Below are 15,565 nucleotides of genomic sequence, written 5' to 3' on the forward strand. Positions count from 1 at the left end.
GCGCGTTCAGCGGTCGCCGGCCGGGTTGCGGCGCAGCGGCTGCTGGTAGACGTCGGGGACGTCGTCGCCGTCGGCATCCACGTTCTCGGCGGCCTCGATCTGCTTGTAACGACGGTTGCGCACCAGCAGCACGCTGGCCGCGAGCAGGGATGCCAGGAGCGACGCGACCATGATCGCGATCTTCGCGTCGTCGGTGTGCGGCGACCCCTCGGGGAAGCTCAGGTCGGCAATGAGCAGTGACACGGTGAAGCCGATGCCGGCGAGAAGACCCACGCCCGCGAGGTCGATCCACTTCAGCGCCGGGTCGAGGCGCACCTTCGTCACGAGCGTGAGGAGACGCACGCCCAGCAGGATGCCGAGCGGCTTGCCGAGCACGAGACCGGCGACGACACCGATGGTCACGGGGTCCATGATCGCCCGCGCGAGGCCCTCGCCACCGCCGACCGAGACGCCCGCGGCGAAGAAGGCGAAAATCGGAACCGCGATGCCCGCCGACAGGGGGCGGAAACGGTGCTCGAACACCTCCGCGAGGTCCATGCCGTTGGTCTCGGGGCGACGGCGGGAGGCAGCCACCGGGACGGTGAACGCCAGCACGACACCGGCGATCGTCGCGTGCACCCCGGAGGCGTGCAGGAACGCCCAGGCGGCGAAGCCGATCGGGAGCAGAACGACCCAGGCCGCCCACGGGGCGCGGGAGAACCAGGCGCGAGCGCGGTGCGCAATGACGCCGTAGATCACGACGAGGACCGCGAAGATCCCGAGGGGGAGGAGCGAGATGTCGCTGGTGTAGAAGATGGCGATGATCGCGATGGCGATCAGGTCGTCGACGACCGCGAGGGTCAGCAGGAAGATGCGCAGCGGGCCGGGGAGGTGGGAGCCGACGAGGGCGAGCACCGCCACCGCGAAGGCGATGTCGGTCGCGGTCGGGATGGCCCACCCCGCGAGCAGGCTCGGCTGGGTGTGGACCACGGCCACGTAGATGAGGGCCGGGACGGCGACGCCAGCGAAGGCGGCGGTGACGGGGACGATGGCCGTGCTGAACCGCCGCAGGCTGCCGACGACGATCTCGCGCTTGAGCTCGAGGCCGACCATGAAGAAGAAGATCGCGAGCAGGCCGTCGGCCGCCCACGCACCGAGGCTGAGGTCGAGGTGCCACGGCTCGTAACCCATGCGGAAGTCGCGCAGCGCGAAGTAGGTGTCGGCGGCGGGGGAGTTCGCCCAGATGATGGCGATGATCGCGGCCCCCACGAGCAGCATTCCGCCGACGGCCTCGCGGCGCAGCAGGGTCGTGACGCGGTGGACCTCGGCGTATCCGGGCCACCGGGGGGCGCGGGCGTCATTGTCGGTCATGGCATCCTTTCGGGGTCGATCGACACAATCGTCGACCAGACTTCCCGACACGCCTCCGCCAGTCTACCGGGGCGCGGCTGGGCGAACCGCGAGTGCACACGTTCGGGACGAGTGCACACGTTCGGGACGGCTGCGACGTGTGCGCTCGACCCGAACGTGTGCGCTGGAGGTGAGTCAGTCCTCTTCGGCGTTGAAGTTCGAGGCCGTGTCGGAGTGGCCGGCGGCGACTCCGCCGGGGGCATCGGGGATGGTGCCGTCGGTGCCGAGGCCGCCGGGCTTGGCGTCGCCGTCGGTGCCTGACGGTGAGACCTCGACGTCGGCGCCTTCGTAGGAGTTCTCGTCGGCCCCGGCCTGCGAGGGATCGGTTTCGGATGCCATGAACATGCCCTTCTCGTCGTCGGTGGCGGGGCGCGAGGACGCCGTCGCCGGGATCGCCGACGCTACCGAGGCAGGGCGGCACGTCGACCCCGCTTGCGGGCCGGCGCCGGGTGTGCAGCGGGTGCCCGCTTCGCGGTGCGGGGTCGGCGTAGGCGCCCGCGACGGCGAGAGCGCACGAAACGGACGAGCGCACACGTTGGGGTCGTCCGAAACGTGTGCGCTCGACCCGAACGTGTGCGCTCGCGCGCCGACGGTGCCCGCGCCGGATGCCGCAGCCCGGCGCGTCAGCGCGGGTCGCCGCCCAGCGGGCCCACCGCAGGGATCGGACCACCGTCGTCGGCGCCGGTCTTGCGCGCGCGGGCGATCGCATTGCCGAGGTGGTAGATCACCAGCGCCGCGACGGAACCGAGCACGATCGCCCCGAGCTGGAAGTCGCCCCACTGCATCGTGAACCCGGCGATCGCGAGCACCAGCGCCACCGCGCCGGTGTACTGGTTGACGGGCCGCGAGAAGTCGACGCGGTTGTCGACCCAGATCTTGATGCCGATGATGCCGATCAGGCCGTACAGCGCCGTCGTCACGCCGCCGAGCACGCCCGCGGGGATCGTGTTGAACACGGCACCGATCTTGGGCGAGAGGCTCAGCACGATCGCCGTGCATCCGGCGATCCAGTAGACGGCCGTCGAGTACACGCGGGTCGCCGCCATCACGCCGATGTTCTCGCCGTACGTCGTGGTGCCGGATCCGCCGAACGTTCCCGCGAGCGTCGTCGCCGCACCGTCGGCGATGAGCGCTCGCCCGGTGGAGCGGTTGGCCGTGGCATCCGTCATCGCCGCCACACCCCGCACGTGACCGACGTTCTCGGCCACGAGCACCAGCACGACGGGGAGGAACATCGCGATGACCGACCACGTCGCCGGGGAGGTGAAGTCGGCGATCTGGAACTCGGGCCACCCGATCCACGGCGCGGCCGCGACGGCGGCGAAGTCGATGAGCGTCTCGCCCGTGACGGCCTGGATCAGCACGGTGGCGACGTAGCCGACGATGACGCCGAGAAAGATCGAGATGCGCCCCAGGAACCCGCGGAACAGCACGCTGAAGAGGATCACCGCGACGAGCGTGATCGTGCCGGGCAGCGGCTGCACCTGGAAGTTCGACCACGCCACCGGCGCGAGGTTGAAGCCGATGAGTGCCACGATCGCGCCCGCGACCACCGGCGGCATGAGCCTGTCGACCCACCCGAGCCCGACGAACTGCACGACGAAGCCGATGGCCATGAGCAGGATGCCGACGGCCACGATGCCCGCGAGGGCGGAACCGAACCCGGCGGTCGCGGTCGCCGCGGTCACGGGCGCGATGAACGCGAACGACGAGCCGAGGTAGCTGGGGAGGCGGTTGCGCGTGACGAGGAGGAACAGCAGCGTCCCGACGCCCGAGAACAGCAGCGTCGTCGACACCGGGAAGCCCGTGAGCACGGGCACGAGGAAGGTCGCGCCGAACATCGCGATGACGTGCTGCAGGCCGATCGCGACCGTCGCGCCCCAGTTCAGTCGCTCATCCGGTGCGACGACCGCTCCCGGCGCCACGGTGCGCCCGTTTCCGTGCAGCTTCCAGCGGAACATGTCTCTCCTTGTACGGGGTGGAATGGACGTCGAGCTCACACGTTCGGCACGAAGTCACACGTTCGTGCGGCCCATAGCGTGTGGTTTCGACCGGATCGTGTGCCTTCGGCAGGGGCAGGGGCAGGGGCAGGGGGCAGAGCCAGCACGCGCCCGCGGCGTCAGGCGCCGGGCGCCGGTCAGGCGCCGGTCAGGCGCTCGAGCAGCTCGGCGTAGCGGGCGCGGGTGCGGGCGACGATCTCGTCGGGGAGGGCCGGGGGCTCACCCTGCTTGTCCCAGTTCGCGGCGAGCCAGTCCCGCACGATCTGCTTGTCGAAGCTGGCCATGCGCTCGGCGGGGGTCGAGCCGGTGCGCCAGGCCTCGGCATCCCAGTACCGCGACGAATCCGACGTCAGCACCTCGTCGGCCAGCGTGAGCACGCCGTCGGCGTCGAAGCCGAACTCGAACTTGGTGTCGGCGAGGATCAGCCCACGGCTCTCGGCGGTCGCGGCGGCGCGACGGTAGATCTCGAGCGACGCGTCGCGCAGCGCGGCCGCGGTCTCGGCGCCGACGAGCTCCACGGACCGCTCGAACGTGATGTTCTCGTCGTGCTCGCCCTGGGGCGCCTTGAACGCGGGGGTGTACAGCGGCTCCGGAAGGCGATCGCCGTCGTGGAGCCCCTCCGGGAGCGGGATGCCACACACCGTGCGAGAGGCCTGGTATTCGGCCCACCCGGAGCCGGTGAGGTAGCCGCGCACGACGCACTCGATCGGCTGCATGTCGAGCGAGCGTACGAGCATGGCGCGCCCGCGCACGGCCCCGGGGATCAGCTCCACGGCGTCGTCGCCGACGAGGACGTGGTCGGCGGCCAGATGATTCGGGATGCCACGACCTCCGTCGGCGCCGGCGAGCTGGTCGAACCACCACAGGCTCAGCGTCGTCAGGAGCACGCCCTTGTCGGGGATGCCGGGACTCAGCACGTGATCGAACGCGCTGACGCGGTCGCTCGCGACGACCAGCAGGTGCGCGGGGGCAGCGTCGTCGGGGGTGTCGTCCGGGACGTAGAGGTCGCGGACCTTCCCGGAGTAGACGTGGCGCCAGCCGTCGAGCTCGAGGGGAGAAGCGGGGATCACCCGCCCATTATCGCGGGTTGGATGCCGCGACGCCGGGCGCGCGGAGCGGATTGTGCCACAACGCGGTGCGCCGCGCCCTCCCTCCCGTGCGATCACGCCGGATCGCTACCGTGGAACGATGACCGAGGCGAACCCTGAAACCGAGGCATCCATCGATCCCCCCGCGGAAGGCTCCCGCCGCACGTTGCGCGGCTGGGTGTTCTGGCCCGCGGCGGCGATCGCGTTGGCCTTCATCGCCTTCTCCCTGATCTTCCCGTCTGCGGCGGAGGCCGCGTTCGGCACGCTGCAGACCGCGATCGTCTCGGCTTTCAACTGGTACTACGTGCTCATCGCCGCGTTCTTCGTGGTGTTCGCCCTCACCATGGGCTTCAGCCGGTTCGGCCGCATCAAGCTCGGCCAAGACGACGATGAGCCCGAGTTCTCGACCCTGTCGTGGTTCTCGCTCCTCTTCGCCGCGGGAATGGGGATCGGCCTCGTCTTCTACGGCGTGAGCGAGCCGCTCAGCCACTTCGCCTCGCCTCGCCCGGGGGTCGAAGGCACGCCGAGCGAGCTCGCGCAGCAGGCGATGTCGCAGACCTTCCTGCACTGGGGCGTGCACGCGTGGTCGATCTACGTCGTGATCGGTCTCGGTCTCGCGTACGCCTTCCACCGGCGCAAGCGCCCCCGCACGATCCGCTGGGCGCTCGAGCCGATCCTCGGTGCCCGCCTCGTGCAGGGGGGCTGGGGCAACGCGATCGACGTCGCCGCCCTCGTGGGCACGCTCTTCGGCGTGGCGACGTCGCTGGGTCTCGGCATCATTCAGATCAGCGCGGGGCTGGACTTCCTCGGGGTCGTGGAGCCCTCGATCGTGAGCCAGGCGATCCTCATCGGCATCATCACCGGATTCGTGCTGTTCTCGCTGCTCTCCGGCGTCGGTCGCGGAATGAAGTGGCTCTCAAACTTCAACCTCGTGCTCGCGGGCGTCCTCATGCTGTACCTGCTGTTCGCCGGACCCACCGAGTTCCTCCTACGCGATGTCGTGCAGTCGATCGGCAACTACATCCAGAATTTCGTCGGCCTCTCCTTCACCGTCAGCGCGTACGCGGGCGACGCGGGAGTCGCCTGGCAGGGCGCGTGGACGGCGTTCTACTGGGGCTGGTGGATCTCGTGGGCGCCCTTCGTCGGCATCTTCATCGCGCGCATCTCGCGCGGGCGCACGGTGCGCGAATTCGTCACCGGAGTCATCCTGGTGCCCACCCTCGTCGGCATCCTGTGGTTCACGGTTCTGGGCGGGTCGGCCATCTACGCCGAGCTGACCGGCTCGGTCTCGTTCATCGGCGAAGACGGCACGATCGACGTCTCCACGGCTCTGTTCCAGATGATCGAGAGCGTTCCGGGATCGGTGTTCCTCGCGATCGGGTTCCTCTTACTCATCGGGATCTTCTTCGTCACCTCGGCCGACTCCGGCGCGCTGGTGATGAGCATGATCGCGACCGGCGGAGAAGAGACGCCCCCGCGCTGGACGCGCGTGTTCTTCGCCCTCGCCACCGCGGTGATCGCGTTCGCCCTCCTCGTCGCCGGTGGTCTCACGGCGTTGCAGGCGGCGGCGATCAGCATCGCGCTGCCCTTCAGCCTGGTGCTGCTCGCCATCTGCTGGGCCACCGTGGTGGCCTTCCGGCGTGAGCTCAAGGCCTACGACAAGGTCGAGCGGGCGCAGCTGCGCGACCAGATCGGCGAGCACTACGGGCTCGAGGTCGAAGCGGCCAACCAGCGCGGCATCTTCGGTCTGCCCGCGTGGGGGAAGCGCCGCCGCGCCGCATCCCCCGACGTCGAGAGCGACGTCCCGGCGCCGTAACCGGCCTCTCCCTCCCCTGAGTGTCCAAGACACGCGGATGTCGCGCTACGCGACCCGCGTGTCTTGGACACTCGTCGTTAACCCGACCGGCGCCCCTCGGGTCTCTCCGCGCGCTATAGTCCATGTGGACTAGTCGACACGGACCATGGAGGGGTGGATGCCGGAAACCACACGACTCACACCGCTCGCGGTCATGCTGCTCGCGACGCTGCGCGAGGGCGACATGCATCCGTACGAGATCATGCGTCTCTTGCGCGACCGGGGCGACGACCGCCTCGTTCCGCTGCAGAAGGGCACGATTTACCACACGATCGGGCGTCTCGAACGTGAGAACCTGATCGCCGAGGTCGGCGTCGACCGCGATGGTAACCGCCCCGAACGCACGACCTACGCCCTGCGCGACGCCGGACGCGAGGCCGTGGACGCCTGGGTGCGCGCCGAGCTCCCGCAGATCGACCGGCCCGGCGACTTCCGGGTTGCGCTCGCCGAGGCCCACAACCTCGAGCGCGACGAGGTCGTTGCCCTCCTCGACCGGCGGCGTGACCTCCTCGTCGCCTCCCGCGACGTGCACCGTGACGGGCTCGCTCGCGCCCGCGACCGGGCCGTCCCGCAGCAGTACATGATCGAGGTCGAGCGGCAGGCCGTTCTCCTCGACGCCGAACTCGCCTGGCAGGACTCCCTGCGCACGGCCCTGGTCGACGGCACCCTGCCCTGGGCCGTCGACGAACCCTCCGATCACCTCGAACGACTCCGTGCCTCGAAGGAGACCCTCGCATGACCGACGCCCGCCCCACCTCCGTGGCATCCGCTGCCCCCGAACGAAGCCCCTGGCCCGCCCTTTGGGCGCTGGTCATCGGGTTCTTCATGATCCTCGTCGACACCACGATCGTGTCGGTGGCCAACCCGGCGATCAAGGCCGCGCTGGATCCGGCGACCAACAACCTCGACAACGTGGTGTGGGTCACCAGCGCCTACCTGCTCACGTACGCTGTGCCGTTGCTGGTCACCGGGCGTCTGGGTGACCGGTTCGGCCCCAAGAACGTCTACCTCACGGGGCTGGCGATCTTCACGCTCGCGTCCCTCGCGTGTGGTCTCGCCTCGTCGCTCGAGGTGCTCATCATCGCCCGTGCCGTCCAGGGGCTCGGCGCCGCGCTCATGACCCCGCAGACCATGGCGGTCATCACCCGCACCTTCCCCGCGCAGCGTCGGGGCGCGGCGATGGGACTGTGGGGCGCGACCGCGGGTGTCGCCACGCTCGTGGGCCCGCTCGCGGGCGGTCTGCTCGTCGACGGCCTCGGGTGGGAGTGGATCTTCTTCATCAACATCCCCGTGGGGATCATCGGCTTCATCGCCGCGGTGATCCTCGTGCCGCAGCTGCCCCAGACCGCCCACAAGTTCGATCTCGTGGGCGTCGCCCTCAGCGCCGTTGGCCTCTTCCTCATCGTCTTCGGGCTGCAGGAGGGCGAGCACTTCGACTGGTCTCCGTGGATCTGGGCGATGGTCGCGGCGGGCGTCGTGGTGATGGCGGTGTTCGTCTGGACGCAGGCGCGGTCCAAGACCGAGCCCCTCGTGCCGCTCGAGCTCTTCCGCGAGCGCAACTTCTCGATCGCGAACATCGCGATCGCGGCGGTCGGCTTCACCGTGACGAGCATGGCGCTGCCGCAGATGTTCTACCTGCAGCTCGCGCGGGGGCTGACCCCCACGGAGTCCGCGCTGCTGCTCATCCCGCTCGCGATCCTGTCGGGTGTTCTCGCTCCGTTTGCGGGCAAGCTCCTCGACCGCACCGACCCGCGGTTCCTGCTGGTGCCGGGTTTGGTGCTGGTCGGCGGATCCCTGGTGTTCTACTCGGCCCTGATCTTCGCCGACGCGCCGATCTGGACGTTCCTCGTCCCCTCGGCGCTCATGGGCATCGGCAACGCCGGGATGTGGGGTCCGCTCGCGACCACCGCGACCCGCAACCTGCCGCCGCGGCAGGCGGGGGCCGGCGCCGGCATCTACAACACCACCCGCACCGTCGGGTCGGTGATCGGCTCGGCATCCATCGCGGCGTTCATGCAGGCCCGCCTGGAGGCGAACCTGCCCGGAGCCGGGGATGCCGCCGAGAGCTTCGGCTCCGGCACGCTGCCGCCGCAGATCGCCGAGGGATTCAGCACCGCGATGGGGCAGTCGCTGCTCCTGCCGATCGGGGTGATCCTTATCGGTCTGGTCGCGGTGCTGTTCATGCGGCGTCCGTCGGTGATCCGCCCGCACGGCGCTCCGCGCGAGGCGGCCCCGGCCACGCAGGGGGCTCCGACGGCCTAGCCGGAGGCGCGGGCGTCAGTCCTCGACGACGCGGGCCGCGATGTCGGTGCGATACTGCCCGCCCTCGAGCCCGATCCGGCCCAGCGCCTCATACGCCGCCGTCCGCGCCTCGCGGAACGTCGTGCCGAGGGCGACGACGTTGAGCACGCGCCCCCCGGTGGCGTGCAGCTCGCCGCCGCGGAGCATCGTCGCGGCGTGCGCGACGTGCACGCCGTCGACCTCTTCGGCGTCGTCGATGCCCGTCAGCACCCGCCCGGTCACGGGCGCCTCGGGGTAGCCCTCGCTCGCGAGGACGACCGTGACCGCGGTGGCCTCGGCAAAGGCGGGGCGCGGCTGGGACTCGAGCGTGCCCGAGGCCGCCGCCATGAGCAGGGTCGACAGCGGGTCGACCAGGCGCGGAAGCACGACCTGCGTCTCGGGGTCACCGAAACGGGCGTTGAACTCGATAACCTTGACGCCCTGCTCGGTGAGGATGAGCCCGGCGTACAGCAGTCCGATGAACGGGGTGCCCTCGGCATCCATCTGACGGATCACGGGTTCGGCGACCTCGCGCGTGACATGGTCGACGAACGCCTCTTCACCGCCGAATCGCTCGGTCAGCCACGGCAGCGGGGAGTAGGCGCCCATGCCGCCGGTGTTGGGGCCCTCGTCACCGTCGCGCAGGCGCTTGAAGTCCTGCGCGGGGCTGAGTGGCAGCACCCGGTCGCCGTCGCTGAGGAAGAACAGCGACACCTCGGGGCCGGCGAGGAACTCCTCGATGAGCACCGGTCCGGTGGGCAGGTAGCTCTCGGCGTGGGCGAGGGCGGCGGCGCGGTCGGACGTCACGATGACGCCCTTGCCCGCGGCGAGCCCGTCGGCCTTGACGACGTGCGGCGCGCCGAGCTCGTCGAGGGCCGCTTCGACGGAGGCGCGGTCGTGCGCCCGGACGGCGCGACCGGTGGGGACGCCGGCGGCATCCATGATGCGCTTGGCGTAGGTCTTGGAACCCTCGAGCTGCGCGGCGGCCTTGCCCGGGCCGAAGACCGGGATGCCGCGCTCGCGCAGTGCATCGGCGACGCCGGCGACCAGCGGCGCCTCGGGCCCGATCACGACGAGGTTGATCGATTCCGTCTGCGCGAACTCGGTCACCGCACCGGGATCGTTCGCGTCGAGGTCGACCACGTGGGCGTCGCGGGCGATCCCCGCGTTGCCCGGCGCCGCGAAGATCGCGTGCGAGACCTCTTCGGAGCGCAGGGCGAGGATGATGGCGTGCTCGCGCGCGCCCGAACCGAGGACCAGGATTCTCACCCGGCCAGCCTAGCGAGCGGGCCCGACACCGCCCGCCCCCTGCCGCACGGCCGGGGCAGAGCGGCTCGCGTACCGTGGATGCCATGCCTCCCCGCCGCATCGAGACCGGAGACGGTCGCGCCGCCCTCGCCGCGGTCGCCGCCGGCGACGCCCCGCGCACGTCCACCGCCACCGCGGTGCGGTACCTGCTGCAGCTCCTGGCCGAGAAGGCGCCGGGCAATTCGGTCGAGATGCGCGTGCCGCCGTTCGGGGCGGTGCAGGTGATCGAGGGCCCCCGTCACACGCGGGGAACGCCGCCGAACGTCGTCGAGACCGACGCCGCGACGTGGATCGCGGTGGCCACGGGTGCGGAGAAGTGGGCGGATGCCGCGGCCGCGGGCCGCATCATCGCCTCCGGCGTCCGCGCCGACCTGAGCGCGCTGCTGCCGTTGCGGCCGTGATCTCGACGGCGTGGTATCGGTGGCCCGCCCCGCGGTCGTCGGTGGGAGAATATGAGCATGGCTGAGCAGCCCGACTCCGACCCCACGCCCCTCGTGCACGAGGAGATCGTGACGCTGCGCGTGCGACGCGCACCGAAGTACGGGGTGTTCCTGGCCGCGGGTGCGTTTCTCGGCATCCTGACCGCGCTCATTCTGACGTTCGCGATCGACGGGGCGAACCTGAGCCCGTACACGCAGGTCGTGTACTCCCAGCTGCAGGTGTTCGGGTTCACCGCTCTCATCTGCGTCGTCGTCGGCGCCACGCTCGGCGCTGTCGTGGCGCTCATCTTCGAGCGCGTGGTGGGGCAGCGCACGCGTGACGTCGCGGTCGACCACGAGCGCTACCGCTCCTGAGAATCAGGCCAGGTCGGCGATGATCGGGTGGATCGCCGTGTCGAAAGCGACCACGTCGCTGCGCAGGCCATCGGTCACGGCCACGGTGAGCGAGCCAATCCACCACACCCCGCGCTGAGCCAGCGGCAGCACCTGCACGTTGAGTTCGAACGAGTGCGCGCGCCGGCCCACGCGCCGCTCGTGCTCCGCGATCGCGCTGGCATAGGCGCGATACGACACCCCGGGACGTGCCGACCGGTCGCCCGTGTAGCGCTCGTTCGTGCGGCGGGCGAAGTCGAGCGCGTCGGCCGCGTGAGGCATGATCGCGGTGCGCAGGGCCTCCGCGCGCCCGGTGGGCAGGGCGACGAGGTCGTCGAACCCATCGACGAGTTCGAGGGGGACCGGCGACAGGTGGGCGAGCGGCTCCACCGTCATCGCCCAGTACTCGCGCCACTCCCGCTCGAGCCGCGACTGCTCCTGCTCGGGTCGGGGCGGCTGGGGGGAGCGCGCGACGCCGCGGAGGGCGGGGAGTTCGTCGGGCGCCCGGACGCCGATGGCCTGACGGAGGTAGAGCGCGACCAACACCGGAACTGCCGCATCCTCGCGGATCACCCACTCCGGCTGACCGCCCGTCATGTCGCCATTGTAGGGAGCGCCCGACCGCCCGGGGCCGCCGCGCCCGCAGCCGGTTGTGCCGGGCGGAGGAGTCGGGGGCGGGGAAGGATGTTCCGGCCTTGATCCCCCTCCCGTCCTCCCGCATCCTCCGTCCTCCGCCATGCCCCCTCCCGGCCGCTCGCTCTCCGGTCCCTGCCCGCCCGTCTCCCTGCGGGCTTCCCCCGCCCCGGCATGGCTCCGCTCGCGACGCCTCCTCCCCGTGCGGCGAGAAGACGCAGCCGTCCACGATTCGGGCCAGGTACGCCGCGGCATCCAGGTCGCCGCGGCCATAGTGTCGGGATGCCAAATCCCCGCGCCGATCCCCTCGAGCTCACGCGCCGCGCCGGTGGGGTGGTGCGCAGCTCGCGACTGACCGAGGCGGGCGTCTCCTGGCGCACCGTGGCCGCCGCGATCGAATGTGGAGACCTCATCCGTGTGAGAAGACGCTGGCTCGCTTTACCCGACGCCGATCCGTACCTCGTCGCCGCCGCCCGGGGCGGCGTGATCATGACGTGCGTCACCGCCGCGGTGCACCACGGTCTGTGGGTCCCGTCGCACGACGAAGCGCACGTCGCGGCCGCGCCGCATGCCGGGCGCGTCGACGTCGTCGCCGGCACGCGGGTCCACCGCTCACGGCCGCTCGTGCCGCGGCATCCGGACGCCCTTGTCGATGGCGTTGTGAACACACTCATCGTCGTCGCGACGTGTCTGGCACACGAGCCGGCGCTCGTGATCTGGGAGTCCGCGCTGAACAAGGGCTTGGTGTCGCTTGACGAGCTGACCGGGCTCCCCTTGCCGGGAAAGGCGCGGGCGCTCGCACAGATCGCGCAGCCGCTCGCCGACTCGGGACTCGAGACGTTTGTTCTCGTCCGCCTCCGATGGTTGGGCCTTCGACTCGTTCCCCAGGCGTTCCTGTTCGGGCACCGCGTCGATCTCCTGATCGGGGACCGTCTCGTCCTCCAGATCGACGGCGCGCACCACGTCGGAGCGCAGCGCGATGCCGATATCCGTCACGACGCGGTGTTGATGGTCAACGGCTATCACGTCATCAGGGTCGGCTATCGACAGGTCGTGCATGACTGGCCGGGTGTGCAATCCCTGATCACTCGCGCGATCGCACGAGGCCTCCACCGCAGCGGCGAGGGCGGAGCGAGCCGCAGATAGCGGGCCGCCAGGCGTGCGGCGTTCCGGCGTCGCGCCGTCGCGCCGTCGCGCCGTCGCGCCGTCGCGCCGGTTACGGCGGCGCGTTCCGGTATCGCGCCGCCGCGCCGTGTTCCGGTATCGCGCCGTCGCGCCGTGTTCCGGTATCGCGCCGTCGCGTCGGGTTGCGGCGGGCTGTTCGGGTGGTGCGGACGGGAGGGTGTGGGGCCGAGGGAGGATGCCGGGGGTTTCGGGATCCTCCGCTGGTCCCGTGTCCTCCCTTGGTCACCCCCGCCCGCGCGCCGCCCCGCCCACCCTCACCCCCGGCCCCCGCCCCACCCGCCCCCCGCCGCGGGAACGCCGCGAGTCATGCGGGTAGTCTGTTGCGGTGGCCTCTGCTCCCCACGAAAACCCCTATTCCGCTGCCGGCGTCGACACCGCTGCGGGCGACCTCGCCGTCGAACTGATGAAGTCGGCGGTCCGTCGCACGCACGGCCCCGAGGTGCTCGGGGGTGTGGGCGGCTTCGCCGGCCTGTTCGACGCCTCGGCCCTGCGCGACTACGCGCGACCGCTGCTGGCGACCAGCACCGACGGCGTCGGCACGAAGGTCGCGATCGCGCAGGCGATCGACAAGCACGACACGATCGGCGAAGACCTCGTCGGAATGGTCGTCGACGACATCGTCGTGGTGGGCGCGCGCCCCCTGTTCATGACCGACTACATCGCCTGCGGCAAGGTCGTGCCCGAGCGTATCGCCGACATCGTCGCGGGCATCGCTCGCGGGTGCGCGATGACGGGCACCGCTCTCGTGGGCGGCGAGACGGCCGAACACCCGGGTCTGCTGGGTGTCGACGACTACGACGTCGCGGGGGCGGCGACGGGCGTCGTCGAGGCTGATCGCGTGCTCGGCGCCGAGCGGGTGCGCGGGGGAGACGTCGTTCTCGCTCTCGCCTCGAGCGGACTCCACTCCAACGGTTACTCGCTCGTGCGGCACATCGTCGCCGGTCGCGGCATCGCGTACGGCGCCGCCTCGGCCGAGCTCGGCGGCACCTGGGGCGAGGCGCTGCTGGAGCCCACGCGGCTCTACACCTCCCCGCTTCTGCGTCTACTCGACGACGCGGTCGTGGGATCCGGCATCCATTCGCTCAGCCACGTCACCGGCGGAGGCATCGCGGCGAACCTCGCGCGCGTGCTGCCCCAGAACACGTGGGTCGACGTCGACCGCTCAACGTGGAGCCCGTCGGCGGTGTTCCGCGTGCTCGCCGACATGGGCGGGCTCGACCTGACCGCGACCGAGGGCACCTGGAACCTGGGCATCGGCTTCCTCGCGGTCGTCGCTCCCGAGGTGGCGGATGCCGCGACCGCGGCGCTGCAGGCCGACGGCATCGCGACGTGGCAGGTCGGTGTGGTCCGCGACGACGCGCGCCCCGACGGAGAGTTCGAACAGGGCGCGAAGGGCGTCGACGGGGGCGCGGTGCGCCTGGTCGGTTCCTACGCGGATGCCGGTCACCCGGCGAACGGAGCAAAGTAACACCCCATGTGCGGCATCGTCGGCATGGCCGGGCAGGGCTCGGTCAACCAGGAGATCTACGACGCGCTCCTCCTCCTCCAGCACCGAGGTCAGGACTCCACGGGCATGGCCACCGCCGAGTCGAGCGGGGTGTTCCACATCCACAAGGCTCGCGGGCAGGTGCGCGAGGCGTTCCGCACGCGCGACATGCGCGCCCTCCTCGGCGACATCGGCCTCGGTCACGTGCGCTACGCCACGAAGGGCACCGCGTCGAGCGAAGAAGAGGCGCAGCCGTTCTACGTCAACGCGCCCTACGGCATCGTGCTGGTGCACAACGGCAACCTCACGAACACGCGCGAGCTCACGAGCGAGCTGTTCCACAAGGACCGCCGCCACCTCAACACCAGCTCCGACACCGAGCTGCTCGTGAACATCCTCGGCTCGGAGCTGCAGACCGAGATCACCGGCCCCGACCTCGATCCGGCCCAGGTGTTCCGCGCCGTCGCCCGCGTGCACGAGCGGGTCGAAGGCTCCTACGCCTCGATCGCGCTGATCGCCGGCTACGGACTGCTGGCGTTCCGCGACCCGTTCGGCATCCGTCCCCTCATCCTCGGCCGGCGGCCGGCCCCCGAGGTGCCCGGCGGTGAGGCGCGCGACGAGTGGGTCGTGGCATCCGAGTCGCTCGTGCTCGAGAACGCCGGCTTCGAGGTCGTGCGTGACCTGGAGCCCGGCGAAGCCGTGTTCATCACGCTCGACGGCACTCTGCACGCCCAGCAGTGCGCGCAGCACTCGACGCTGGCCCCGTGCTCGTTCGAGTACGTCTACCTCGCGCGTCCGGACTCGATCATGAACGGCATCTCGGTGTACGAGACGCGCCTGCGCATGGGGGAGCGCCTCGCCGACACGATCGCGAAGTACACCCCCGCCGGGGCGATCGACGTGGTCATGCCGATCCCCGACTCGGCGCGTCCGGCGGCCATGCAGGTGGCCCGCAAGCTCGGTATCGAGTACCGCGAGGGCTTCTACAAGAACCGTTACGTCGGCCGCACGTTCATCATGCCCGGGCAGGCGGTGCGCAAGAAGAGCGTGCGCCAGAAGCTCAACGCCATGTCGACGGAGTTCCAGGGCAAGAACGTCCTGCTGGTCGACGACTCGATCGTCCGTGGCACGACGAGCCGCGAGATCATCCAGATGGCTCGGGATGCCGGCGCCAAGAGCGTCACATTCGCTTCGGCCGCGCCTCCCGTGCGCTACCCGCACGTCTACGGCATCAACATGCCGTCGCGGCAGGAGCTGGTCGCGCACGGCCGGACGATCCCCGAGATCGCCGAGGAACTCGGCTGCGACTACCTCGTGTACCAGGAGGTCGACGACCTCAAGGCCGCGATCATGGAGGGCTCCGACCTCGTCGATCTCGACATGAGTTGCTTCGACGGCCGGTACGTCACCGGCACCGTGTCGGACGAGTACCTCGCCTGGGTCGAGGGCAGCCAGGAGTCCTGACCCTCCGCGCGGGGACGATCACGCTCACTCCGGCTCGCCTTCGCTCGGGAGGCGCTCACGGACCG

The 15,565-nt window shown here is 70.7% G+C and carries 14 protein-coding genes; 8 read left to right on the forward strand and 6 right to left on the reverse strand.

Translation table 11 applies throughout. The features are described 5' to 3' along the window. Positions 1-6: 6 nt before the first annotated feature. From nhaA to ACU6WY_RS01015, 4 genes are all read right to left on the reverse strand, one after another. Positions 7-1,350, reverse strand: a complete 1,344-nt coding sequence (nhaA, locus tag ACU6WY_RS01000; RefSeq protein ID WP_483820629.1) for a Na+/H+ antiporter NhaA — start codon at positions 1,348-1,350, stop codon at positions 7-9. A gap of 174 nt (positions 1,351-1,524) precedes the next feature. After that, the gene (locus ACU6WY_RS01005) at positions 1,525-1,728 is read right to left on the reverse strand and encodes a hypothetical protein (protein ID WP_483820630.1); all 204 of its coding nucleotides are present in this window, start codon (positions 1,726-1,728) and stop codon (positions 1,525-1,527) included. 284 nt (positions 1,729-2,012) lie between these two features. After that, the gene (locus ACU6WY_RS01010) at positions 2,013-3,350 is read right to left on the reverse strand and encodes a uracil-xanthine permease family protein (RefSeq protein WP_483820631.1); all 1,338 of its coding nucleotides are present in this window, start codon (positions 3,348-3,350) and stop codon (positions 2,013-2,015) included. 176 nt (positions 3,351-3,526) lie between these two features. Then, positions 3,527-4,459 carry a phosphoribosylaminoimidazolesuccinocarboxamide synthase gene (locus tag ACU6WY_RS01015; RefSeq protein WP_483820632.1) on the reverse strand — a complete coding sequence of 311 codons (933 nt, stop codon included), beginning with the start codon at positions 4,457-4,459 and terminating at the stop codon, positions 3,527-3,529. A gap of 118 nt (positions 4,460-4,577) precedes the next feature. Between ACU6WY_RS01015 and ACU6WY_RS01020 the strand changes: the two genes are divergently transcribed. The 3 genes from ACU6WY_RS01020 (at position 4,578) to ACU6WY_RS01030 (ending at position 8,594) form a co-directional block, all read left to right on the forward strand. Next, positions 4,578-6,293, forward strand: coding sequence for a BCCT family transporter (locus ACU6WY_RS01020; protein ID WP_483820633.1), 1,716 nt, complete (start codon positions 4,578-4,580; stop codon positions 6,291-6,293). A gap of 157 nt (positions 6,294-6,450) precedes the next feature. Beyond that, on the forward strand, positions 6,451-7,071 hold the full coding sequence (locus tag ACU6WY_RS01025; protein ID WP_483820634.1) for a PadR family transcriptional regulator: 621 nt from the start codon (positions 6,451-6,453) through the stop codon (positions 7,069-7,071). Then, the gene (locus ACU6WY_RS01030; RefSeq protein ID WP_483820635.1) at positions 7,068-8,594 is read left to right on the forward strand and encodes an MFS transporter; all 1,527 of its coding nucleotides are present in this window, start codon (positions 7,068-7,070) and stop codon (positions 8,592-8,594) included. Before ACU6WY_RS01025 ends, ACU6WY_RS01030 begins: the two co-directional genes overlap by 4 nt. 15 nt (positions 8,595-8,609) lie before the next feature. On the opposite strand, the gene purD is transcribed toward ACU6WY_RS01030, so the two are convergent. Beyond that, positions 8,610-9,881 (reverse strand): phosphoribosylamine--glycine ligase, encoded by a 1,272-nt coding sequence (gene purD / locus ACU6WY_RS01035; protein WP_483820636.1) that lies wholly within the window; start codon positions 9,879-9,881, stop codon positions 8,610-8,612. Positions 9,882-9,964: 83 nt separating this feature from the next. On the opposite strand from purD, the gene ACU6WY_RS01040 reads away from it, so the two are divergent. Both ACU6WY_RS01040 and ACU6WY_RS01045 read left to right on the forward strand, forming a co-directional pair. Beyond that, entirely contained in the window at positions 9,965-10,321 is a 357-nt protein-coding gene (locus ACU6WY_RS01040) for a sterol carrier family protein (RefSeq protein WP_483820637.1), read from the forward strand. 57 nt (positions 10,322-10,378) lie between these two features. Then, the gene (locus tag ACU6WY_RS01045) at positions 10,379-10,714 is read left to right on the forward strand and encodes a potassium transporter Trk (RefSeq protein ID WP_483820638.1); all 336 of its coding nucleotides are present in this window, start codon (positions 10,379-10,381) and stop codon (positions 10,712-10,714) included. A gap of 3 nt (positions 10,715-10,717) precedes the next feature. Here ACU6WY_RS01045 and ACU6WY_RS01050 read toward each other — a convergent pair whose 3' ends face one another. Then, complete coding sequence (locus tag ACU6WY_RS01050) at positions 10,718-11,329, reverse strand: zinc-binding alcohol dehydrogenase (protein WP_483820639.1); 612 nt, start codon at positions 11,327-11,329, stop codon at positions 10,718-10,720. Between the two features lie 318 nt (positions 11,330-11,647). Here ACU6WY_RS01050 and ACU6WY_RS01055 point away from each other — a divergent pair, with 318 nt between their 5' ends. From ACU6WY_RS01055 to purF, 3 genes are all read left to right on the forward strand, one after another. Next, on the forward strand, positions 11,648-12,511 hold the full coding sequence (locus ACU6WY_RS01055) for an endonuclease domain-containing protein (protein WP_483820640.1): 864 nt from the start codon (positions 11,648-11,650) through the stop codon (positions 12,509-12,511). 364 nt (positions 12,512-12,875) lie between these two features. Next, positions 12,876-14,018 (forward strand): phosphoribosylformylglycinamidine cyclo-ligase, encoded by a 1,143-nt coding sequence (gene purM / locus ACU6WY_RS01060; protein WP_483820641.1) that lies wholly within the window; start codon positions 12,876-12,878, stop codon positions 14,016-14,018. A 6-nt stretch (positions 14,019-14,024) separates the two neighbouring features. Continuing rightward, on the forward strand, positions 14,025-15,500 hold the full coding sequence (gene purF / locus ACU6WY_RS01065; RefSeq protein WP_483820642.1) for an amidophosphoribosyltransferase: 1,476 nt from the start codon (positions 14,025-14,027) through the stop codon (positions 15,498-15,500). The last annotated feature ends 65 nt before the right edge of the window (positions 15,501-15,565 follow it).

Source organism: Microbacterium sp. ZW3a (assembly GCF_057167165.1).